The organism is Pseudomonas nitroreducens NBRC 12694 (assembly GCF_002091755.1).
In the GTDB taxonomy this organism is placed as follows: domain Bacteria; phylum Pseudomonadota; class Gammaproteobacteria; order Pseudomonadales; family Pseudomonadaceae; genus Pseudomonas; species Pseudomonas nitroreducens.
On sequence record NZ_BDAI01000011.1, the window covers coordinates 26700 to 47633 of the forward strand.

The 20934-nt window shown below is 63.5% G+C and carries 18 protein-coding genes and 1 pseudogene; 9 read left to right on the top strand and 10 right to left on the bottom strand.

What is annotated here, in order from left to right:
• Nucleotides 1-75: 75 nt before the first annotated feature.
• From hflD to PNI01S_RS22400, 4 genes are all read right to left on the bottom strand, one after another.
• Nucleotides 76-696 (bottom strand): high frequency lysogenization protein HflD, encoded by a 621-nt coding sequence (gene hflD / locus PNI01S_RS22385; RefSeq protein ID WP_024765136.1) that lies wholly within the window; start codon nucleotides 694-696, stop codon nucleotides 76-78.
• Nucleotides 693-1820: a tRNA 2-thiouridine(34) synthase MnmA gene (gene mnmA / locus PNI01S_RS22390; RefSeq protein WP_167632569.1), complete on the bottom strand. Its 1128-nt coding sequence runs from the start codon at nucleotides 1818-1820 to the stop codon at nucleotides 693-695. The genes hflD and mnmA overlap by 4 nt, the downstream gene beginning before the upstream one ends.
• A 71-nt stretch (nucleotides 1821-1891) precedes the next feature.
• Nucleotides 1892-2335 carry an NUDIX hydrolase gene (locus PNI01S_RS22395; protein ID WP_084359197.1) on the bottom strand — a complete coding sequence of 148 codons (444 nt, stop codon included), beginning with the start codon at nucleotides 2333-2335 and terminating at the stop codon, nucleotides 1892-1894.
• Nucleotides 2336-2437: 102 nt separating this feature from the next.
• Nucleotides 2438-4660 carry an NADP-dependent isocitrate dehydrogenase gene (locus PNI01S_RS22400; RefSeq protein ID WP_084359199.1) on the bottom strand — a complete coding sequence of 741 codons (2223 nt, stop codon included), beginning with the start codon at nucleotides 4658-4660 and terminating at the stop codon, nucleotides 2438-2440.
• Nucleotides 4661-5017: 357 nt separating this feature from the next.
• Between PNI01S_RS22400 and icd the strand changes: the two genes are divergently transcribed.
• The gene (icd, locus tag PNI01S_RS22405; protein WP_024765139.1) at nucleotides 5018-6271 is read left to right on the top strand and encodes an NADP-dependent isocitrate dehydrogenase; all 1254 of its coding nucleotides are present in this window, start codon (nucleotides 5018-5020) and stop codon (nucleotides 6269-6271) included.
• Between the two features lie 73 nt (nucleotides 6272-6344).
• Here icd and PNI01S_RS22410 read toward each other — a convergent pair.
• A pseudogene (locus PNI01S_RS22410) lies at nucleotides 6345-6515 on the bottom strand (cold shock domain-containing protein); the annotation flags it as partial.
• Between the two features lie 89 nt (nucleotides 6516-6604).
• On the opposite strand from PNI01S_RS22410, the gene clpS reads away from it, so the two are divergent.
• Nucleotides 6605-6967 (top strand): ATP-dependent Clp protease adapter ClpS, encoded by a 363-nt coding sequence (clpS, locus tag PNI01S_RS22415; protein ID WP_037012443.1) that lies wholly within the window; start codon nucleotides 6605-6607, stop codon nucleotides 6965-6967.
• A 28-nt stretch (nucleotides 6968-6995) separates the two neighbouring features.
• Entirely contained in the window at nucleotides 6996-9269 is a 2274-nt protein-coding gene (gene clpA / locus PNI01S_RS22420) for an ATP-dependent Clp protease ATP-binding subunit ClpA (protein WP_038803607.1), read from the top strand.
• 85 nt (nucleotides 9270-9354) lie between these two features.
• On the opposite strand, the gene infA is transcribed toward clpA, so the two are convergent.
• The 4 genes from infA to trxB all read right to left on the bottom strand — a co-directional run bounded on the left by infA (nucleotide 9355) and on the right by trxB (nucleotide 12110).
• Nucleotides 9355-9573 carry a translation initiation factor IF-1 gene (infA, locus tag PNI01S_RS22425; RefSeq protein ID WP_002553999.1) on the bottom strand — a complete coding sequence of 73 codons (219 nt, stop codon included), beginning with the start codon at nucleotides 9571-9573 and terminating at the stop codon, nucleotides 9355-9357.
• Between the two features lie 106 nt (nucleotides 9574-9679).
• The gene (locus PNI01S_RS22430; protein ID WP_024765142.1) at nucleotides 9680-10387 is read right to left on the bottom strand and encodes an arginyltransferase; all 708 of its coding nucleotides are present in this window, start codon (nucleotides 10385-10387) and stop codon (nucleotides 9680-9682) included.
• Between the two features lie 31 nt (nucleotides 10388-10418).
• Nucleotides 10419-11123: a leucyl/phenylalanyl-tRNA--protein transferase gene (gene aat, locus PNI01S_RS22435; protein ID WP_024765143.1), complete on the bottom strand. Its 705-nt coding sequence runs from the start codon at nucleotides 11121-11123 to the stop codon at nucleotides 10419-10421.
• 36 nt (nucleotides 11124-11159) lie between these two features.
• The gene (trxB, locus tag PNI01S_RS22440; protein ID WP_084359203.1) at nucleotides 11160-12110 is read right to left on the bottom strand and encodes a thioredoxin-disulfide reductase; all 951 of its coding nucleotides are present in this window, start codon (nucleotides 12108-12110) and stop codon (nucleotides 11160-11162) included.
• A 221-nt stretch (nucleotides 12111-12331) separates the two neighbouring features.
• On the opposite strand from trxB, the gene ftsK reads away from it, so the two are divergent.
• From ftsK to PNI01S_RS22470, 6 genes are read left to right on the top strand one after another with little or no spacing between them, the layout of a single operon-like run.
• Nucleotides 12332-14737: a DNA translocase FtsK gene (gene ftsK, locus PNI01S_RS22445; protein ID WP_084359205.1), complete on the top strand. Its 2406-nt coding sequence runs from the start codon at nucleotides 12332-12334 to the stop codon at nucleotides 14735-14737.
• Between the two features lie 19 nt (nucleotides 14738-14756).
• Nucleotides 14757-15380 carry an outer membrane lipoprotein periplasmic chaperone LolA gene (gene lolA, locus PNI01S_RS22450; RefSeq protein WP_024765146.1) on the top strand — a complete coding sequence of 208 codons (624 nt, stop codon included), beginning with the start codon at nucleotides 14757-14759 and terminating at the stop codon, nucleotides 15378-15380.
• A gap of 35 nt (nucleotides 15381-15415) precedes the next feature.
• Nucleotides 15416-16741, top strand: coding sequence for a replication-associated recombination protein A (locus PNI01S_RS22455; RefSeq protein ID WP_084359207.1), 1326 nt, complete (start codon nucleotides 15416-15418; stop codon nucleotides 16739-16741).
• Nucleotides 16742-16787: 46 nt separating this feature from the next.
• Nucleotides 16788-18068 carry a serine--tRNA ligase gene (gene serS / locus PNI01S_RS22460; protein WP_065085195.1) on the top strand — a complete coding sequence of 427 codons (1281 nt, stop codon included), beginning with the start codon at nucleotides 16788-16790 and terminating at the stop codon, nucleotides 18066-18068.
• 1 nt (nucleotide 18069) lies between these two features.
• Nucleotides 18070-19455 (top strand): siroheme synthase CysG, encoded by a 1386-nt coding sequence (gene cysG, locus PNI01S_RS22465; protein ID WP_084359209.1) that lies wholly within the window; start codon nucleotides 18070-18072, stop codon nucleotides 19453-19455.
• Between the two features lie 41 nt (nucleotides 19456-19496).
• Nucleotides 19497-19799, top strand: a complete 303-nt coding sequence (locus tag PNI01S_RS22470) for a lysozyme inhibitor LprI family protein (protein ID WP_037007284.1) — start codon at nucleotides 19497-19499, stop codon at nucleotides 19797-19799.
• 123 nt (nucleotides 19800-19922) lie between these two features.
• On the opposite strand, the gene PNI01S_RS22475 is transcribed toward PNI01S_RS22470, so the two are convergent.
• A complete protein-coding gene (locus tag PNI01S_RS22475) occupies nucleotides 19923-20924 on the bottom strand; it encodes a glutathione S-transferase family protein (RefSeq protein ID WP_084359211.1) in 1002 nt (333 codons plus the stop codon).
• Between the last annotated feature and the right edge of the window lie 10 nt (nucleotides 20925-20934).

Sequence of the window (20934 nt, forward strand, 5' to 3'; positions counted from 1 at the left end):
GGTCAACGAAAAGGGCGCACATCATACACGAATGGCGCGAACCGGTCGCCCTTGCGGCGACCGGAAGGGCATGCTTCAGCCGCGCAGCAGGGGGCGCAACTCGTTAAGCATTTTCTTTCGGGCAAACAGCATCTGCCAGCGGTTGCCGCCGAGCTGTCGCCACAGGCGCGCGGAACGGATGCCGGCCAGCAGCAGGGCGCGGATGCGCGCGGCGTTGGCATTGATCTGCAGGTGGCGCATGTCGCCGTGCACCTGGATACGCTGACGGAAGGTACTCAGGGTGTCCTGATAGAGGCCGGCGCAGGAGGCGATGACGTTCTCGTGGACCAGGCCGAAGTGCTGCACCTGCTGCTGGATCTGGTCCAGGCGGGTGCCCATGATGTCGAGCATGTCGTCGCGCTTGTTCAGCTGGCGCTCCAGGCCGATCAGCGAGAGCGCGTAGCGCAGCGGCTCGCGCTGCAGGCTGTTCGGGTCGCGCTCCAGGGCGCTGACCAGGGCGCGGAAGCCCTCGCGCAGGTTGGCGGTGTCGCCGCCGTAGACGTCGAGAGTGGTCTTCGGGTCGCGCACCAGCAGGCTGCCGAGCATGCAGCCCAGCGGCGCCTCGGGAACCTGGCCGGTGCGGGCGAGGCGGTCTACCAGGGCGGCGGCTTCGAAGACGCCGGAGAGGGCGATGATCTGGTCGTGCAGATCGCTCATGTACGGTCCTTAGCGAACGCGGGTTCTGCGGATTCGATGACGCCGCCGCCGAGGCAGATCTCGCCGTCATAGAAGACGACGGACTGGCCCGGGGTCACGGCGCGCTGCGGCTCGTCGAAGACGGCGCGATAGCCGCTCTCGGTGCGCTCCAGCACGCAATCCTGGTCGGCCTGGCGGTAACGCACCTTGGCGCGCAGGGTCTTGGGCTGGTCCAGGTCGACGGGGTTGACCCAATAGATGTGCGAGGCGTGCAGGGCGCGGGAGAACAGCCAGGGGTGGTCGTTACCCTGGCCGACGACCAGGACGTTGCGCGTCAGGTCCTTCTCCAGCACGTACCAGGGGCTGTCATCGGCATTCTTCAGGCCGCCGATGCCCAGGCCCTGGCGCTGGCCGATGGTGTGGTACATCAGGCCGACGTGCTTGCCGATGACCTGGCCGTCGGTGGTCTCGATGTCGCCCGGCTGGGCCGGCAGGTACTGCTTGAGGAAGTCGCTGAAGCGGCGTTCGCCAATGAAGCAGATACCGGTGGAGTCCTTCTTCTTTGCAGTGGCCAGGCCGTATTTCTCGGCGATGGCGCGGACCTCGGGCTTTTCCAGCTCGCCAACCGGGAACAGGGTCTTGCCGATCTGCTCGCCGCCCACGGCGTGGAGGAAGTAGCTCTGGTCCTTGTTTGGGTCCAGTCCCTTGAGCAGTTCGCTGCGGTCGTCGATGTCGCGGCGGCGCACATAGTGGCCGGTGGCGATCAGGTCGGCGCCCAGGGCGACGGCGTAATCGAGGAAGGCTTTGAACTTGATCTCGCGGTTGCAGAGGATGTCCGGGTTCGGCGTGCGGCCGGCCTTGTATTCCTCGAGGAAATGCTCGAAGACGTTGTCCCAGTATTCCGCGGCGAAATTGGCGGTGTGCAGCTTGATGCCGATGCGGTCGCAGACGGCCTGGGCGTCGGCCAGGTCGGTCATCGCGGTGCAGTACTCGGTGCCGTCGTCCTCTTCCCAGTTCTTCATGAACAGGCCTTCCACCTGGTAGCCCTGTTCCTTGAGGAGCAGGGCGGAGACGGAGGAGTCCACGCCGCCGGACATGCCGACGATGACGCGGGTGTTCTGCGGGGCTTTCAGGGAATCAGGCATGGTGGCGCATCACAGGTGCAGGTAAAGGCGGGGATTCTACCAGAGCCGAGCGGCAGAGGCTCGGGCTTGGCTCAGGTGCGGATCAGGGTCAGCGGGAAGCGTTCGCCTGCCAGGTAATCGTCGATGCAGCGCAGTACCAGGTAGCTGCGCCAGCGCTCGGGCTGGGCGGCGAGTTCGTCGCGGGTCAGCCAGCGGGCGCCGAGGATGCCGTCGTCCAGCGCGCGCTCGGAGTGATGCCGCAGGGGGCGGGCGGCGAAGCAGACGCGCTGGTAGGTCACGCCATTGCTCGGCGCGGTGTACAGGTAGATGCCGGTGACGGCGGTCAACTCCACGTCCCAGCCGGTCTCCTCAAGGGTTTCGCGCACGGCGGCCTCGAGCAGACTCTCGTTGGCCTCCAGGTGGCCGGCCGGCTGATTGAAGACCTGTTTTTTGTCAGCGGACATTTCTTCCACCAGCAGGAAGCGGCCCTGGTCTTCGACGATAGTGGCGACGGTGACGTGTGCTAGCCAGCGCATGGGTCTGTTCTCGATACTCAAAAGGCGCGAGTTTAACGTGGCGGGGCGCAGAAAGCAGAACCCCCGGGAAGGCCCGGGGGTTCTGGTGTCACGCGAAGTGGCTTACGCCAGTGCGTCGATCGCGGCGTTGAAGGTCGCGCTCGGACGCATGACCTGGCTGGTCAGCTCCGGGTTGGAACGGTAGTAGCCGCCGATGTCCGCCGGCTTGCCCTGAACACCGTTCAGTTCGGCGACGATGGCCGCTTCCTTCTCGGTCAGGGTCTTGGCCAGGCCGGCGAAGTGGGCCTTCAGCTCGGCGTCGTCGTTCTGCTCGGCCAGGGCCTGGGCCCAGTACATGGCCAGGTAGAAGTGGCTGCCGCGGTTGTCGATCTCACCGATCTTGCGCGACGGCGACTTGTTGTTGTCGAGCAGCTTGCCGGTGGCGATGTCCAGGGTCTTGCCCAGTACCTTGGCCTTGGCGTTGTCGGTCTTGATGCCTTCTTCCTCGAAGGAGACGGCCAGGGCCAGGAACTCGCCCAGGGAATCCCAGCGCAGGTAGTTCTCTTCCACCAGCTGCTGTACGTGTTTCGGCGCCGAGCCGCCGGCGCCGGTTTCGTACATGCCGCCGCCCGCCATCAGCGGAACGATGGAGAGCATCTTGGCCGAGGTGCCCAGTTCCATGATCGGGAACAGGTCGGTCAGGTAGTCGCGCAGGACGTTGCCGGTCACCGAGATGGTGTCCTGGCCGCGCAGCTGACGCTCCATGCTGGTGCGGATGGCTTCGTTGTAGCCCTTGATGCTGATGTCCAGGCCGGTCAGATCGTGGTCCTTCAGGTACAGCTCGACCTTCTTGCGCAGCTCGTTGTCGTGGGCGCGCTCCGGGTCCAGCCAGAAGATGGCCGGGGTGTTGGAGGCGCGGGCGCGGGTAACGGCCAGCTTGACCCAGTCGCGGATCGGGGCGTCCTTGGTCTGGCAGGCGCGCCAGATGTCGCCGGCCTGCACGGCATGCTGCATCAGCACCTTGCCGTCGGTGTCGACGACGCGCATCACGCCGTCAGCTTCGAGTTCGAAGGTCTTGTCGTGGGAGCCGTATTCCTCGGCCTTCTGCGCCATCAGGCCGACGTTCGGCACGCTGCCCATGGTGGTCGGGTCGAACGCGCCGTTGGTTTTGCAGAAGTTGATCATTTCCTGGTAGATGCGGGCGTAGGTGCTTTCCGGCATTACCGCTTTGGTGTCTTTCTGCTTGCCGTCCTTGCCCCACATCTGACCCGAGTTGCGGATCATGGCCGGCATGGAGGCGTCGACGATCACGTCGCTGGGGATGTGCAGGTTGGTGATGCCCTTGACCGAGTCGACCATCGCCATTTCCGGGCGGTGGCTGTACACCTCGTGGATGTCGTGGAGGATTTCTTCCTGCTGCGAGGCCGGCAGCGACTTGATCTTGTCGTAGACGCTGGAGATGCCGTTGTTCGGGTTCACGCCCAGCTCTTCGAACAGCTGGCCGTACTTCTCGAACACGTCCTTGTAGTAGACGGTGACGGCGTGGCCGAAGACGATCGGGTGGGAGATCTTCATCATGGTGGCCTTGACGTGCAGGGACCACATGACGCCGGTTTCCTTGCAGTCCTGCAGGGTCTTCTCGAAGAAGGCGCGCAGTTTGCTGCAGCTCATGAACATGCTGTCGAGGACTTCGCCTTCCTGCATCTTCAAGGTCTTCTTGGTCTCGACCTTGCCGTCCTTGCCGACGAACTCGATGCGGACCTCACCGGCCTTCGGAATGGTGACCGACTGCTCGCTGGAGAAGAAGTCGCCGCCACGCATGTAGTCGGCGTGGGAGCGCGAAGCCATGCTCCACTTGCCCATGCTGTGCGGGTGCTTGCGGGCGTAGGCCTTCACGGCGGCCGGGGCGCGGCGGTCGGAGTTGCCTTCGCGCAGGACCGGGTTCACGGCGCTGCCCAGGACCTTGGCGTAGCGAGCGCGGGTGTCTTTCTCTTCGTCGGTCTGCGGGTCTTCCGGGAAGTCCGGAATGGCGTAGCCCAGCTTCTGCAGCTCGGCGATGGCGCCCTTGAGCTGCGGTACCGAAGCGGAGATGTTCGGCAGCTTGATGATGTTGGCTTTGGCGTCGGTGGCCAGTTGGGCCAGGTAGGCCAGATCGTCTTCGATCGCCTTGTCGCCGAGCTTGTCAGCGAAGGAGGCCAGGATACGGCCCGAAAGAGAGATGTCGCGGGTCTCGACGTCGATGCCGGCGGAAGCGGCAAAGGCTTTTACGATAGGAAGAAGCGAATAGGTGGCAAGGGCGGGTGCTTCGTCGGTGAAGGTGTAGGTGATCTTCGAGCGGATGGACATCTCGTTCTAACTCTCTTCTTTGCTGGGCGCGCACAGAGTCTCGAATCGCGTTGGTACACGCATGCGTTCAACGAAGTGGTTGACCGACCTTCGAGATTTGCCGCGGGGATATTGGGGCGCCAGTAGAGCGTTGTACGGCGGAATCCTGGTGGGGACATGCGCCGCTGCGAGGAGAGAGTCTGGTCCCAGACTGCTCGGACCTCGATGACCATTAAGTCATGCCGGCCAGTATACCACCCTAAAGGCAGGGTGAAGCGCGTCCCTTTTTTAGACTAAGGAATGATGTGGTTCGATTACCGACTTGTGAGCTACCCTCAGTGGCTGCAAGAGGGTTTCAACCAAAAAGCGGAGTTCAGCATGGGATACCAAAAGATCCAGGTGCCGGCCGGTGACAAAATCACCGTCAACGCCGATATGTCCTTGAATGTACCGAAGAACCCGATCATCCCCTTCATCGAGGGGGATGGTATTGGCGTGGATATCAGCCCGGTCATGATCAAGGTCGTCGACGCAGCCGTCGAGAAAGCCTACAAAGGCGACCGCAAGATCGCATGGATGGAAGTCTACGCTGGCGAGAAAGCCACCCAGGTCTATGACCAGGACACCTGGCTGCCCCAGGAGACCCTGGACGCCGTTCGCGATTATGTCGTGTCCATCAAGGGCCCACTGACCACGCCGGTCGGCGGCGGTATCCGCTCCCTGAACGTGGCCCTGCGCCAGCAGCTCGACCTCTATGTCTGTCTGCGCCCGGTGCGTTGGTTCGAAGGCGTGCCCAGCCCGGTGAAGAAGCCCGGCGATGTGGACATGGTGATCTTCCGGGAGAACTCCGAAGACATCTACGCTGGCGTCGAATGGAAGGCCGGCTCCCCCGAAGCCCAGAAGGTCATCAAGTTCCTCACCGAGGAAATGGGCGTCAAGAAGATCCGCTTCACCGAGAACTGTGGCATCGGCATCAAGCCGGTTTCCCAGGAAGGCACCAAGCGCCTGGTGCGCAAGGCCCTGCAGTACGCCGTGGACAATGACCGTGACTCGGTCACCATCGTCCACAAGGGCAACATCATGAAATTCACCGAGGGTGCGTTCAAGGACTGGGGCTACGAGATTGCCCGCGACGAGTTCGGTGCCCAACTGCTCGACGGCGGCCCGTGGATGCAGTTCAAGAATCCTGCTACCGGCAAGAATATCGTGGTGAAGGACGTGATCGCCGACGCCATGCTGCAGCAGATCCTGCTGCGCCCGGCCGAGTACGATGTGATCGCCACCCTCAACCTGAATGGCGACTATCTGTCCGACGCCCTGGCGGCGGAAGTGGGTGGTATCGGCATCGCGCCGGGAGCCAACCTGTCCGATTCAGTGGCCATGTTCGAAGCGACGCACGGTACTGCGCCCAAGTACGCCGGCCTGGACAAGGTCAACCCGGGCTCGGTGATCCTCTCCGCCGAGATGATGCTGCGCCACATGGGCTGGCCGGAAGCGGCCGACCTGATCATCGACGGCGTGAACGGGGCTATTGCCGCGAAAACCGTCACCTACGACTTCGAGCGTCTGATGGACGGCGCCAAGCTGCTGTCCTGCTCCGAGTTCGGCGACGCGATCATCGCCAAGATGTAGCCGGGTGAGTTTCCGTCCATGAAAAAGGCCGGCTTGCTGCCGGCCTTTTTCATTTCGTCTGATCCTTGACGAATCAGGCTTCCGCCGTGAGGTTCTCTACCTCGCTGCTCGGGGCAGTCTGCGCGGATGAGGTGGATGCATTGGCGTTGACGGGTTGGATGTTCACCGCGTGCAACCCTTTCGGACCTTGCAGGATCTCGAAACTGACGGGTTGGCCGGCCTTGAGTGTCTTGTAGCCATCCATTAGTCAAGGCGGCGTCGTCTGGGCCTGAGAGACGTTTCATACTCTGCCTGGCCCACTCATTCACCCACTCGCAAAGCTTTTATTCCAGCATGCATGCAAGTAGCCAGATTCGACTAACATTCAATCAGGACCGCCCGGATCCATTGGAAGACGACGGAACGGGGTTGGCGGTTGAAGAAGCCAAGCCTGCACTGAAAGCGCCGTCCATGTATCGGGTCATCATGTTCAACGATGATTACACCCCGATGGATTTCGTGGTTGAGGTGCTCGAGTTGTACTTCAACATGAACCGCGAGCAGGCAACCAAGGTCATGTTGACTGTGCATACCCAGGGCAAGGCGAACTGCGGGACCTTTACCCGCGATGTCGCGGAAACCAAAGCCATGCAGGTCAATCAATATGCGAGGGAGAGCCAACATCCACTGTTGTGTGAAATTGAGATAGAAGGTTGATGCGGATGTTTGGGAGCGAGGTGAAGTCATGTTGAATCGAGAGCTCGAAGTCACCCTCAATCTCGCCTTCAAGGAGGCGCGGGCGAAGCGGCATGAGTTCATGACCGTTGAGCACTTGCTGTTGGCGCTTCTGGATAACGAAGCCGCCGCGACGGTTCTGAAGGCGTGCGGTGCGAATCTGGACAAGCTGCGGCGAGACCTGCAGGAGTTCATCGATTCCACCACGCCGCTGATTCCCCAGCACGACGAGGATCGCGAAACCCAGCCGACCCTGGGCTTCCAGCGCGTCCTGCAGCGTGCGGTATTCCACGTGCAAAGTTCCGGCAAGCGCGAAGTCACCGGCGCCAACGTGCTGGTCGCGATCTTCAGCGAACAGGAAAGTCAGGCGGTGTTCCTGCTCAAGCAGCAGAGCGTCGCGCGGATCGACGTGGTCAACTACATCGCCCACGGCATCTCCAAGGTGCCGGGACATGCCGAGCATCAGGACAGTGAGCAGGAGATGCAGGACGAGGAAGGCGGCGAGTCTTCCACTTCCAGCCACCCGCTGGATGCCTATGCCAGCAACCTGAACGACCTGGCGCGCCAGGGGCGTATCGACCCACTGGTCGGTCGCGAGTCGGAAGTCGAGCGCGTCGCCCAGATCCTGGCTCGGCGCCGCAAGAACAACCCGCTGCTGGTGGGTGAGGCTGGCGTCGGCAAGACCGCCATCGCCGAAGGCCTGGCCAAGCGCATCGTCGACGGCCAGGTGCCGGACCTTCTGTCCGACAGCGTCGTCTACTCCCTGGACCTGGGCGCGCTACTGGCGGGCACCAAGTACCGCGGCGACTTCGAGAAGCGCTTCAAGGCACTGCTCAACGAGCTGCGCAAGCGTCCGCACGCCGTGTTGTTCATCGACGAGATCCACACCATCATCGGTGCCGGTGCGGCATCGGGCGGGGTCATGGATGCGTCCAACCTGCTGAAACCGCTGCTGTCCTCCGGTGAGATCCGCTGCATCGGCTCCACCACCTTCCAGGAGTTCCGTGGCATCTTCGAGAAGGATCGCGCGCTGGCCCGTCGCTTCCAGAAGGTCGACGTCACCGAGCCGTCCGTCGAGGATACCTTCGGCATCCTGAAGGGCTTGAAGCCACGCTTCGAGCAGCACCACCACATCGAGTACAGCGATGAAGCGCTGCGCGCAGCCGCCGAGCTGGCCGCCCGCTACATCAACGACCGGCACATGCCGGACAAGGCCATCGACGTGATCGACGAGGCGGGTGCCTACCAGCGCCTGCAGCCGGAAGAGAAGCGCGTGAAGCGCATCGAAGTCCCGCAGGTCGAGGATATCGTCGCGAAGATCGCGCGGATTCCGCCCAAGCACGTGTCCAGTTCCGATAAAGAGCTGCTGCGTAATCTGGAGCGCGACCTGAAGCTGACCGTGTTCGGCCAGACGGCGGCGATCGAATCGCTGTCCACGGCAATCAAGCTTTCACGCGCCGGCCTGAAGTCACCGGACAAGCCGGTCGGCTCCTTCCTCTTCTCCGGTCCGACCGGGGTGGGCAAGACCGAAGTGGCTCGTCAGTTGGCTAAAGCGCTGGGGGTGGAGCTGGTGCGCTTCGACATGTCCGAGTACATGGAGCGGCATACCGTGTCCCGCCTGATCGGCGCGCCTCCGGGCTACGTTGGTTTCGACCAGGGCGGCCTGCTGACCGAGGCAATCACCAAGACGCCGCACTGCGTGCTGCTGCTGGATGAGATCGAGAAAGCGCACCCGGAAGTCTTCAACCTGCTGCTGCAGGTGATGGACCACGGCACCCTGACCGACAACAACGGGCGCAAGGCGGATTTCCGCAACGTCATCCTGATCATGACCACCAACGCAGGCGCGGAAACCGCGGCGCGGGCCTCCATCGGCTTCACGCAACAGGATCACGCCAGCGACGCCATGGAAGTGATCAAGAAGAGCTTCACGCCGGAGTTCCGCAACCGCCTGGATACCATCATCCAGTTCGGCCGTCTGAGTCACGAGACCATCAAGAGCATCGTCGACAAGTTCCTTACCGAACTTCAGGCGCAGCTCGAAGACAAGCACGTGCAGATCGAAGTCAGCGACTCGGCGCGCGCCTGGCTGGCGGACAAGGGCTACGACCCGCAGATGGGGGCTCGCCCGATGGCGCGGCTTATCCAGGACAAGATCAAGCGGCCATTGGCCGAGGAGATCCTGTTCGGCGAGCTGGCCGAGCACGGTGGCGTGGCCCATGTGGACCTGAAGGATGGCGAGCTGGCCTTCGAGTTCGAGGTGATCGCTGCAGAGCCGGCCTGACGTTGAAAAGTTAGGCCCAAACAAAAACGCCCGGCAATGCCGGGCGTTTTTCTATGTGCCGGTTTCTACCGGCACCTACCGTCTATCAGCGAGCGCGGTAGGTGATACGACCCTTGGAGAGGTCGTAGGGCGTCAGTTCAACGCGAACTTTGTCGCCGGTCAGGATGCGGATGTAATTCTTGCGCATCTTCCCGGAGATGTGCGCGGTAACGACGTGCCCGTTTTCCAACTCCACGCGGAACATGGTGTTGGGCAGGGTGTCGACGACAGTGCCTTCCATTTCGAAGCTGTCTTCTTTCGACATGCAGTAGAACCCTCGGTATCTAAGATTGCCTGAAGTGTTTCAGGCCATTAAAAAAGGCACATAGTGTGCCTGAAATCGCCCCACAACGCCAATGGGTGTTTTCGGGTCAGTTCAATGCGACCCAGCGCTGATTTACGAAAAGTTCGATCGGGCGGTACTGGGTCTTGTAGTTCATCTTGCGGCAGTTCTTGATCCAGTACCCGAGATAGACAGCGTGCAGACCCAGTCGCTCGGTCTCGCCGACCTGCCAGAGGATGGCGAAGCGTCCCAGGCTGCGGCGTTCTTCGTCCGGATCGTAGAAGGTGTAGACGGCTGAAAGACCGTTGGGCAGCACGTCGGTCACGGCGACGGCGAGCAGGCGGCCCTGCAGGCGGAACTCGAAGAAACAGCTGAACGGCAGGTCGCGCACCAGGAAGGTGGCGAACTGGTCGCGGCTGGGTGGGTACATGTCTCCATCGGCGTGGCGCTGCTCGATGTAGCGCATGTACAGCGCATAGTACTCCTCGGTGAAGGCCGGGCGCTTGCGGATGACTTCCAGATCGGCGTTACGCTTGATGATGCGCTTCTGCTGGCGGCTCGGCTGGAATCCGGCTGCAGGGATGCGCGCGGGGATGCAGGCGGTGCAGTGCTGGCAGTGCGGCCGGTAGAGGTGTTCGCCGCTGCGCCGGAAGCCAACCTCTGACAGCGAGGCGTACAACTGCGCATCCATGGGCTGGCTGGGGTCGAGGAACAGCGTTGTGGCCTGTTCTTCGGGCAGATAGCTGCATGGATGCGGTTGTGTAGCGTAAAACTTCAGGCGGGCGAGCTCGGTCATCTTCAACCCCTGCGAGGTCCCTCAGGCAAGTTTAAGACAGGCTGAGCAGGTCCGCTTGCGAAGTCCAGTCCTGCGAAGGTGTTTCGTCGAGATGACGGTGCAGGTAGCTGGCGAATTCGCCGCGGGAAATGGCGCGAGCGCCAAAACTGTGCAAGTGCTGCGTCGGCATCTGGCAATCGATCAGCACGAAGCCGGCTGCCTTCAGGCGCTGCACCAGGGTCACGAAGGCCACCTTGGAGGCATTGTCGGCGCGGCTGAACATGGACTCGCCGAAGAACAGGCGGCCGATGGCCAGGCCGTAGAGGCCCCCGACCAGTTCATTGCCTTGCCAGGCTTCGGCCGAATGGGCGACGCCCAGGCGGTGCAGCTGGCAATAGGCATCCTGCATCGGTGTGGTGATCCAGGTGCCGTCCGCGTAATCGCGCGGGCCGGCGCAGCCGTGGATGACCTGCTCGAACGCCCGGTCGATGGTGACCTGGTACTGCTGCTGGCGGATGAGCTTGGCGAGGCTGCGGGAAACGTGCAGTTCTTCGGGGAATAGCACGGTGCGTGGGTCCGGCGACCACCAGAGGATGGGTTGCCCGTCCTGGAACCAGGGGAAGCAGCCATGGCGGTAGGCCTGGATCAGGCGCTGCGGGTTGAGGTCGCCGCCGGCCGCGAGCAGGCCGTTGGGCTCGCGCAGGGCCTTGTCGAGGGGCGGAAAGTCGAAATTGCTGCGGGAAAGCCACTTGAGCATAGGGAGGAGGGGAGGGCGAGCCTCCCCTGGCGCCGATCAGTTGTCGTCGAGGAACTTTTCAGCGTCCAGCGCGGCCATGCAGCCGGCGCCGGCAGAAGTGATCGCCTGGCGGTAGACGTGGTCGGCCACGTCGCCAGCGGCGAACACGCCGTCGATGCTGGTCAGGGTCGCGTTGCCTTCGGCGCCGCCCTTGATCTTCAGGTAACCGTCATGCATCTCCAGCTGGCCCTTGAACAGGTCGGTGTTGGGCTTGTGGCCGATGGCGATAAATACGCCGGACAGGTCCAGTTGGCGGGTTTCGCCGCTTTCGGCGTCTTTCAGGCGAACGCCGATCACGCCCATGTCGTCGCCCAGGACTTCGTCCAGTGTGGTGTTCCAGTGCAGGCGCACGTTGCCGTTCCTGGCTTTTTCGAACAGCTTGTCCTGAAGGATCTTCTCCGAGCGCAGCTTGTCGCGGCGGTGGATCAGGTGGACTTCCTTGGCGATGTTGGACAGGTACAGCGCTTCTTCCACGGCGGTGTTGCCGCCACCGACCACGCAGACGACCTGGTTGCGGTAGAAGAAGCCGTCACAGGTGGCGCAGGCGGAAACGCCCTTGCCCATGAAGGCCTCTTCCGAGGACATGCCCAGGTACTGGGCCGAGGCGCCGGTGGCGATGATCAATGCGTCGCAGGTGTAGGTGCCGCTGTCGCCCTTGAGGGTGAAGGGCTTCTGCTGCAACTCGGCGGTGTGGATGTGGTCGTAGACGATCTCGGTATCGAAACGCTTGGCGTGCTGCTCCATGCGCTGCATCAGGGCGGGACCGGTCAGGCCTTCGACGTCGCCGGGCCAGTTGTCGACCTCGGTGGTGGTGGTGAGCTGGCCGCCGGGCTGGATGCCGGTGATGACAAGAGGCTTGAGGTTGGCGCGCGCGGCATACACGGCCGCGGTGTAGCCCGCGGGGCCGGAGCCCAGGATGATCAGGCGCGAATGCTTGACTTCACTCATAAAAAGACTCCATAAGCCTTTGTCACGTAAGAGAATGCATGCTCCAATTGAGCAGCCGAAAAGCGGTGTTGGGCTATGCTACACCGAACCCCGGAAAGCCGGCAAAAGCGCAGTCGGGCACATCCGGGGTCGCTGGCATCGGCCGGCCAAAGCCGTACAATAGGCCCGTTTCGCGGCCCAACGACTCTCGGAAGCGCGTATAGCGCAGGATTAGAAGCGTTTTGAAGGACACCACAGCAAGCCATGCCGCCGCCTGGCGCCAGCAATTGCATTACCGTCTGAAGGAAGGGGCCCTGATCGCGCTTGGCGCGCTCTGCCTTTACCTCTGGATGGCGCTGCTCACCTACGATTCCTCCGATCCGGGCTGGAGCCACTCCAGTCACGTCGAGCAGGTGCAGAACGCTGCCGGCCGTCTGGGGGCGCTGAGCGCCGATATCCTGTTCATGGTGCTGGGGTACTTCGCCTACCTGTTCCCGCTGCTGCTGGCGGTGAAAACCTACCAGGTCTTCCGCAAGCGCCACCTGCCTTGGGAGTGGAGTGGCTGGCTGTTCTCCTGGCGCCTGATCGGCCTGGTGTTCCTGGTGTTGTCCGGTTCCGCCCTGGCCTATATCCATTTCCATACCAGCGGTGCCCACATGCCGGCTACCGCGGGCGGCGCCCTGGGGGAAAGCCTCGGCCAGCTGGGCGTCAATGCGCTGAACGTGCAGGGCAGCACGCTGCTGTTTCTGGCGCTGTTCCTCTTCGGCATGACGGTGTTCGCCGACCTGTCCTGGTTCAAGGTGATGGACGTCACCGGCAAGATCACCCTCGACCTGTTCGAGCTCATTCATAACGCCACCAACCGCTGGTGGAGCGCCCGCAGCGAGCACAAGCAGCTCGTCGCCCAGTTGCGTGAAGTCGACGAACGCGTGGCCGAAGTTGCCGCGCCCATCGTTGCTGATCGCCGCGAGCAGGCCAAGGTCAAGGAGCGCCTGATCGAGCGCGAGGAAGCGCTGGTCAAGAGCGTGCAGGAGCGCGAGAAGCGCGTGGCGCCGAAGATCGACGTCCCGCCGCCGCCTACCAAGCCGGCCGAGCCGAGCAAGCGCGTGCTGAAAGAGAAGCAGGCGCCGCTGTTCGTCGATACCGCCGTGGAAGGCACGCTGCCGCCGCTGTCGATCCTCGACCCGGCCTCGGAAAAGAAGCAGAGCTATTCGCCCGAATCCCTGGAGGCCATGTCGCGCCTGCTGGAGATCAAGCTCAAGGAGTTCGGCGTCGAAGTCATCGTCGAGTCCGTGCATCCGGGCCCGGTGATCACCCGTTTCGAAATCCAGCCGGCCGCCGGTGTGAAGGTCAGCCGTATCTCCAACCTGGCCAAGGACCTGGCACGTTCGCTGGCAGTGATCAGCGTGCGCGTGGTGGAAGTCATCCCCGGCAAGACCACCGTGGGTATCGAGATTCCCAACGAAGACCGGCAGATGGTGCGCTTCTCCGAAGTGCTGATGACGCCGGAATACGACGAGCACAAGTCCACCGTGCCGCTGGCCCTGGGCCACGATATCGGCGGTCATCCGATCATCACCGACCTGGCGAAGATGCCGCACCTGCTGGTGGCCGGTACTACCGGTTCCGGTAAGTCGGTGGGCGTGAACGCCATGCTGCTGTCGATCCTGTTCAAGTCCACGCCGGAAGAGGCGCGGCTGATCATGATCGACCCGAAGATGCTGGAGCTGTCGATCTACGAAGGCATTCCGCACCTGCTCTGCCCGGTCGTCACTGACATGAAGGAGGCCGCCAACGCGCTGCGCTGGAGCGTCGCCGAGATGGAGCGCCGCTACAAGCTGATGGCGGCCATGGGCGTGCGTAACCTGGCTGGCTTCAACCGCAAGGTGAAGGACGCGGAGGAGGCCGGCACCCCGCTGACCGACCCGCTGTACCGTCGCGAGAGCATGGAAGACGAAGCGCCGCTGCTGCAGACCCTGCCGACCATCGTGGTCGTCGTGGACGAATTCGCCGACATGATGATGATCGTCGGCAAGAAGGTGGAAGAGCTGATCGCCCGTATTGCCCAGAAGGCGCGTGCGGCAGGCATCCACCTGATTTTGGCGACCCAGCGTCCGTCGGTGGATGTGATCACCGGCCTGATCAAGGCGAACATCCCCACCCGCATCGCCTTCCAGGTGTCCAGCAAGATCGACTCGCGCACCATTCTCGACCAGGGCGGCGCCGAGCAACTGCTGGGCCACGGCGACATGCTCTACCTGCCGCCGGGCACCGGCCTGCCGATCCGTGTCCATGGTGCCTTCGTGTCCGACGACGAAGTGCACCGTGTCGTTGAGGCGTGGAAGCTGCGTGGCGCACCGAACTATATCGAGGACATTCTCGCCGGCGCCGATGAAGGCGGTGGTGGTTCGTTCGACGGTGGCGGCGAAGGCAGCGAGGGCAGCGAGGACGATCCGCTCTACGACGAAGCCGTGCGCTTCGTGACCGAAAGCCGCCGGGCTTCCATCTCTGCCGTGCAGCGCAAGCTGAAGATCGGCTACAACCGCGCCGCGCGGATGATCGAGGCCATGGAAATGGCCGGCGTGGTCACCGCGATGAATACCAATGGCTCGCGTGAAGTGATCGCGCCGGCCCCGATCCGTGATTGATTCGACTTCGAGGATTTCGATGCGTCTGATCCGCCTGTTGTTCGTTGCTGCGCTGGCCTTTGCCGGCGCCCAGGCCCATGCCGACGATGCTGCTGCGCAGCGCCTGAGCGGGATGCTCACCAAGGCCCAGACAATGACCGCGCGCTTCTCCCAGCTGACCCTGGACGGTAGCGGCACCCGCCTGCAGGAAACCGCCGGCACCCTGGGCCTCAAGCGCCCTGGCCTGTTCCGCTGGCACACCGATGCGCCGAACGAGCAGCTGCTGATCTCCAACGGTGAGAAAATCTGGCTGTACGACCCGGACCTGGAGCAGGTGACCATCCAGAAGCTCGACCAGCGCCTGACCCAGACCCCGGCGCTGCTGCTGTCCGGTGACGTGTCGAAGATCGGCCAGAGCTTCGATATCACCGCGAAGGATGGCGGCAACGTGGTCGACTTCACCCTCAAGCCCAAGTCCAAGGACACCCTGTTCGACAGCCTGCGGATTTCCTTCCGCAGCGGTGTGGTGAACGACATGCAGCTGATCGACAGCGTCGGCCAGCGCACCAATATCCTGTTCTTCGACGTGAAGATGAACGAGCCGATGGACACCAAGCAGTTCGTCTTCGACGTGCCCAAGGGCGTCGACGTCATCCAGGAATGACCGGCCGCGCGCCGGATTGATCGATAGGTAATACCGTGGACCTGTTCCGCTCCGCCCCCGTTTCCCAGCCCCTGGCCGCGCGGCTGCGCGCGACCAGCCTGGACGAGTACGTCGGCCAGGAGCATCTGCTCGCCCGTGGCAAGCCGCTGCGTGAGGCGCTGGAGCAGGGCGCGCTGCACTCGATGATCTTCTGGGGCCCGCCCGGAGTCGGCAAGACCACCCTGGCGAAACTGCTGGCGCAGGTCACCGACGCGCACTTCGAGACCCTCTCGGCGGTGCTCTCGGGCGTGAAGGAAATCCGCCAGTCGGTGGAAGTGGCCAAGCAGCATGCTGCGCAGTATGGCCGTCGCACCATCCTCTTCGTCGATGAAGTGCACCGCTTCAACAAGAGCCAGCAGGATGCGTTCCTGCCTTACGTTGAAGACGGCACGCTGATCTTCATCGGCGCGACCACCGAGAACCCGTCCTTCGAGTTGAACAACGCGTTGCTCTCCCGTGCCCGCGTCTACGTGCTGAAAAGCCTGGACGAAGCGGCCCTGCGGCGGTTGGTAGAACGCGCATTGACCGAGGAAAAGGGCCTGGGCAAGCGCAACCTGAGCCTGCCCGACGACAGTTTCGCGATCCTCATGGCCGCCGCCGACGGCGATGGGCGGCGCCTGCTCAATCTGCTGGAGAACGCTTCCGACCTCGCCGAAGACAACAGCGAGATCAGCGCCGAGCTGCTGCAGAACCTGCTGGGCGACTCACGCCGGCGCTTCGACAAGGGCGGCGAGGCTTTCTACGACCAGATCAGCGCGCTGCACAAGTCAGTGCGTGGTTCCAGCCCCGATGGCGCGCTGTACTGGTATTCGCGCATGCTCGATGGTGGCTGCGATCCGCTGTACATCGCCCGCCGAGTGGTGCGCATGGCCAGCGAGGACATCGGCAATGCCGATCCGCGCGCGCTGACCCTGTGCCTTCACGCCTGGGACGTGCAGGAACGCCTCGGCAGCCCGGAGGGCGAGCTGGCGATTGCACAGGCTATCGTTTACCTGGCCTGTGCGCCGAAGAGCAATGCCGTCTACAACGCTTACAACACGGCGCGCCGTGACGTGGCGGAGAGCGGTTCGCTGGAAGTGCCGCTGCATTTGCGCAACGCGCCGACCAAGCTGATGAAGAACCTGGGCTATGGCGACGAGTATCGCTATGCCCATGATGAGCCGGATGCCTATGCGGCCGGAGAAGACTACTTCCCCGAGTCCATGGAACCGCGCCAGTATTACCAACCCGTGCCGCGCGGGCTCGAACTGAAGATCGGCGAAAAGCTGCGCCACCTGGCCAGCCTCGACAAGGCCAGTTCCCGCCGTCGCAGAAAATCCTGAAGTGGCGCCCTTGAGCGCCGCCTGACACTAGACACGAGAAGACACCATGCTCGATTCCAAACTGGTTCGTACCCAGCCGCAGGAAGTGGCCGAACGCCTGGCCACCCGTGGCTTTACCCTGGACGTGGCGCGCATCGAAGCGCTGGAGAGCCAGCGCAAGGCCGTGCAGACCCGCACCGAGACCCTGCAGGCCGAGCGCAACTCGCGCTCCAAGGCCATCGGCCAGGCCATGAAGAATGGCGAGGACGTCGCGCCGCTGAAGGCCGAAGTCAATCGCATGGCCGAGGAGCTGGAGTCGGGCAAGCGCGAGCTGGATGCCATCCAGGCCGAGCTGGACAGCCTGCTGCTGAATATCCCGAACCTGCCGCACGAATCCGTGCCGGTCGGTGCCGATGAAGAAGAGAACGTCGAAGTCCGTCGCTGGGGCACCCCGCGCACCTTCGACTTCGAGATCAAGGACCACGTCGCCCTGGGCGAGCAGCACGGCTGGCTGGACTTCGAGACCGCCGCGCGCCTGTCCGGCGCCCGCTTCGCCCTGATGCGCGGCCCGATCGCCCGCCTGCACCGCGCACTGGCGCAGTTCATGCTCGACCTGCATACCCGCGAACACGGCTACGAAGAGGCCTATACCCCGTACCTGGTACAGGCTCCGGCGCTGCAGGGTACCGGCCAACTGCCGAAGTTCGAAGAAGACCTGTTCAAGATCCAGCGTGAAGACGAGGCCGATCTGTACCTGATCCCGACCGCCGAAGTCTCGCTGACCAACATCGTTGCCGGGCAGATTCTTGATGCGAAGGAGCTGCCGCTGAAGTTCGTCGCCCATACTCCCTGCTTCCGCAGTGAGGCTGGTGCGTCGGGTCGCGATACCCGCGGCATGATCCGTCAGCACCAGTTTGACAAAGTCGAGATGGTGCAGATCGTCGAGCCGTCGAAATCCTGGGAAGCCCTGGAAAGCCTGGTCGGTAACGCCGAGAAGGTGCTCCAGGCCCTGGAACTGCCGTACCGCGCCCTGGCGCTGTGCACTGGCGATATGGGCTTCGGCGCCGCCAAGACCTACGATCTGGAAGTCTGGGTGCCGAGTCAGGACAAGTACCGCGAGATTTCCTCCTGCTCCAACTGTGGCGACTTCCAGGCCCGTCGCATGCAGGCGCGCTACCGTAACCCGGAAACCGGCAAGCCCGAGCTGGTGCATACCCTCAACGGCTCCGGACTGGCCGTGGGCCGCACCCTGGTCGCCGTGCTGGAGAACTACCAGCAGGCCGACGGTTCGATTCGCGTGCCGGAAGTGCTCAAGCCGTACATGGCGGGCATCGAGGTAATCGGCTGAGATGGACTTCCTGCCGCTGTTCCACATCCTGCGCGGACGTCGCGCGCTACTGGTCGGCGGCGGTGATGTCGCACTGCGCAAGGCGCGCCTGCTGAATGACGCCGGCGCGGTGCTGCGTGTGGTGGCGCCGGAGGTGCACTCCGAGCTGCGAGAGTTGGTCGAGGAGGGCGCGGGCGAATTGATCCTGCGCCCCTACGCCCAGGGCGACCTGCAGGACTGCGTGCTGGTCATCGCCGCCACCGACGATGAGCCGCTCAACGCCCAAGTGTCCCGAGACGCCAACGAGCGCGGCGTACCGGTCAACGTGGTCGACGCACCGGCCCTGTGCAGCGTGATCTTCCCCGCCATCGTCGACCGTTCGCCGCTGGTGGTGGCTGTCTCCAGTGGCGGCGACGCGCCGGTGCTGGCGCGCCTGCTGCGCGCCAAGCTGGAAACCTGGATTCCCGCGACCTACGGCCAACTGGCCGGCCTGGCCAGCCGCTTCCGCGAGCGCGTGAAGCAGCGCCTGCCGGACCTGCAGCAGCGCCGCAAGTTCTGGGAAGAGGTGTTCCAGGGCCCGGTCGCCGAGCGCATGCTCGCCGGCCAGCCGAACGAAGCGGAGCGCTTGCTGGCGGATAAGCTGGAAGCGCCGCAGCCCGAATCCCGTGGCGAGGTCTATCTGGTCGGCGCCGGCCCTGGCGATCCGGACCTGCTGACCTTCCGTGCCCTGCGCCTGATGCAGCAGGCCGATGTGGTGCTCTATGACCGCCTCGTTGCGCCGGCCATCCTTGAGCTGTGCCGCCGCGATGCGGACCGCCTGTATGTCGGCAAGCGCCGCGCGGACCACGCCGTGCCGCAGGATGAGATCAACCGCCAATTGGTCGAGCTCGCCCAGCAAGGGAAGCGCGTGCTGCGCCTGAAGGGCGGTGATCCGTTCATCTTCGGCCGTGGCGGCGAGGAGATCGACGAACTGGCGGCCAACGGAATCCCGTTCCAGGTGGTGCCGGGCATTACCGCGGCAAGCGGCTGCGCGGCCTATGCCGGTATTCCGCTGACACACCGTGATTACGCACAATCCGTACGCTTCGTGACCGGGCACTTGAAGGACGGCACCACCGATCTGCCCTGGAACGACCTGGTCGCTCCGGGCCAGACCCTGGTGTTCTACATGGGCCTCGTCGGCTTGCCGGTCATCTGCGAGCAACTGGTGCGTCACGGCCGCTCCGCCGACACGCCTGCCGCCCTGGTGCAGCAGGGCACCACGGTGCATCAGCGCGTGTTCACCGGCACCCTGGCGAATCTGCCGGAGCTGGTCGCCGAGCACGAAGTGCATGCGCCGACTCTGGTGATCGTCGGGGAAGTGGTGCAGCTGCGCGAAAAGCTGGCGTGGTTCGAGGGGCAGCAGTGAAAGCCCCTTACGTGGTGATCCTGGGCGCCGTGTGCTGTGCCATGGGGTTCACCGCGCCGGCCTCAGCGGCCAGCTTCGATTGCAAGAAGGCCAGGCAGGCCGACGAGAAAGCCATCTGCGCGGACCGCCAACTGTCCGAAATGGACGTGCAGGTGGCAACCACCTACCGCCTGTTGCGCGGCCTGTTTGCGATGGGCATGCGGGGCAACCTGGGTGACTCCCAGCTCGCCTGGCTGGAGCAGCGCCGCGCCTGCGGCGCCAACAAGGCCTGCCTGAAGCAGCGTTACCAGGAGCGCCTGGGCGCGCTGCAGAAGGTCTACGACGGTATCGAAAAACCGATCTGATCCGCTCTTGACCTTGTAGGAGCGGGCTTGCTCGCGAGCCGCTTGACGCTGATGGCTTGCGCTGGGTCCGTGATCAAGCTCGCTCCCACAGGTCTGATGGCGAATTCCGCTCCCGCGGCTGACTCAGCCCCTACGGAAAATACCCTCGCCCGCCAGATGCTCGCGCCCGTGCGGACTGGTGAAGTCCTGCTGCGGCCCCAGAGGCACGATGCCGGTCGGGTTGATGGTGCGATGGCTGCCGTAGTAGTGGTGCTTGATGTGCTGGAAATCCACCGTACCGGCAACGCCGTCCAGTTGATACAACTCGCGCAGCCAGCCGGACAGGTTCGGATAGTCCGCCAGGCGCCGCAGGTTGCACTTGAAGTGGCCGTGGTAGACCGCATCGAAGCGGATCAGCGTAGTGAACAGGCGCACATCGGCTTCGGTCAGGTATTCGCCCGCCAGGTAGCGCTGCTCGCCCAGGCGCTCTTCCAGCCAGTCCAGTTCATTGAACAATGTCTTGAAGGCTTCTTCGTAGGCGTCCTGCGTCGTCGCGAAGCCCGCACGGTAAACACCGTTGTTCACGGCCGGGTAGATACGCTCGTTCAGCTCATCGATCTGCGCGCGCAGCGGCTCCGGGTAGAGGTCCAGTTTGTTGCCGGTGATGCCGTCGAAAGCGGTGTTGAACATGCGGATGATCTCCGCCGATTCGTTGCTGACGATGCGCTGCTCATGCTTGTCCCACAGCACTGGTACGGTGACACGGCCGGTGTAGTGCGGGTCGTCCCGGGTATAGCGTTGATGGAGGAAGTCGAGGCCTTCGAGTTTGTCGCCGGTGGAGCCGAGCGCCTTGTCGAAGGTCCAGCCGTTTTCCAGCATCAGCCAACTGACAACCGACACGTCGATCAACGATTCGAGGCCCTTGAGCTGGCGGTAGATCAGCGTGCGGTGAGCCCAAGGGCAGGCCAGGGATACGTAGAGGTGATAGCGGCCGGCCTCGGCGCGGAAGCCGCCTTCGCCGGTGGGGCCGGGCTGACCGTCGGCGGTGACCCAATTGCGGCGCTGCGCATTTTCGCGCTGGAAGCGGCCGTCCTTGCTGGTGTCATACCACTGATCTTGCCAGCGGCCATCAATCAACTGTCCCATCTTGAGTGCT

Excerpts from the sequence above, each read along its gene's own strand:
- hflD (WP_024765136.1), bottom strand. The coding sequence starts at position 696 with ATGAGCGATCTGCACGACCAGATCATCGCCCTCTCCGGCGTCTTCGAA.
- mnmA (WP_167632569.1), bottom strand. The coding sequence starts at position 1,820 with ATGCCTGATTCCCTGAAAGCCCCGCAGAACACCCGCGTCATCGTCGGC.
- PNI01S_RS22395 (WP_084359197.1), bottom strand. The coding sequence starts at position 2,335 with ATGCGCTGGCTAGCACACGTCACCGTCGCCACTATCGTCGAAGACCAG.
- PNI01S_RS22400 (WP_084359199.1), bottom strand. The coding sequence starts at position 4,660 with ATGTCCATCCGCTCGAAGATCACCTACACCTTCACCGACGAAGCACCC.
- icd (WP_024765139.1), top strand. The coding sequence starts at position 5,018 with ATGGGATACCAAAAGATCCAGGTGCCGGCCGGTGACAAAATCACCGTC.
- clpS (WP_037012443.1), top strand. The coding sequence starts at position 6,605 with ATGCATGCAAGTAGCCAGATTCGACTAACATTCAATCAGGACCGCCCG.
- clpA (WP_038803607.1), top strand. The coding sequence starts at position 6,996 with ATGTTGAATCGAGAGCTCGAAGTCACCCTCAATCTCGCCTTCAAGGAG.
- infA (WP_002553999.1), bottom strand. The coding sequence starts at position 9,573 with ATGTCGAAAGAAGACAGCTTCGAAATGGAAGGCACTGTCGTCGACACC.
- PNI01S_RS22430 (WP_024765142.1), bottom strand. The coding sequence starts at position 10,387 with ATGACCGAGCTCGCCCGCCTGAAGTTTTACGCTACACAACCGCATCCA.
- aat (WP_024765143.1), bottom strand. The coding sequence starts at position 11,123 with ATGCTCAAGTGGCTTTCCCGCAGCAATTTCGACTTTCCGCCCCTCGAC.
- trxB (WP_084359203.1), bottom strand. The coding sequence starts at position 12,110 with ATGAGTGAAGTCAAGCATTCGCGCCTGATCATCCTGGGCTCCGGCCCC.
- lolA (WP_024765146.1), top strand. The coding sequence starts at position 14,757 with ATGCGTCTGATCCGCCTGTTGTTCGTTGCTGCGCTGGCCTTTGCCGGC.
- serS (WP_065085195.1), top strand. The coding sequence starts at position 16,788 with ATGCTCGATTCCAAACTGGTTCGTACCCAGCCGCAGGAAGTGGCCGAA.
- cysG (WP_084359209.1), top strand. The coding sequence starts at position 18,070 with ATGGACTTCCTGCCGCTGTTCCACATCCTGCGCGGACGTCGCGCGCTA.
- PNI01S_RS22470 (WP_037007284.1), top strand. The coding sequence starts at position 19,497 with ATGGGGTTCACCGCGCCGGCCTCAGCGGCCAGCTTCGATTGCAAGAAG.
- PNI01S_RS22475 (WP_084359211.1), bottom strand. The coding sequence starts at position 20,924 with ATGGGACAGTTGATTGATGGCCGCTGGCAAGATCAGTGGTATGACACC.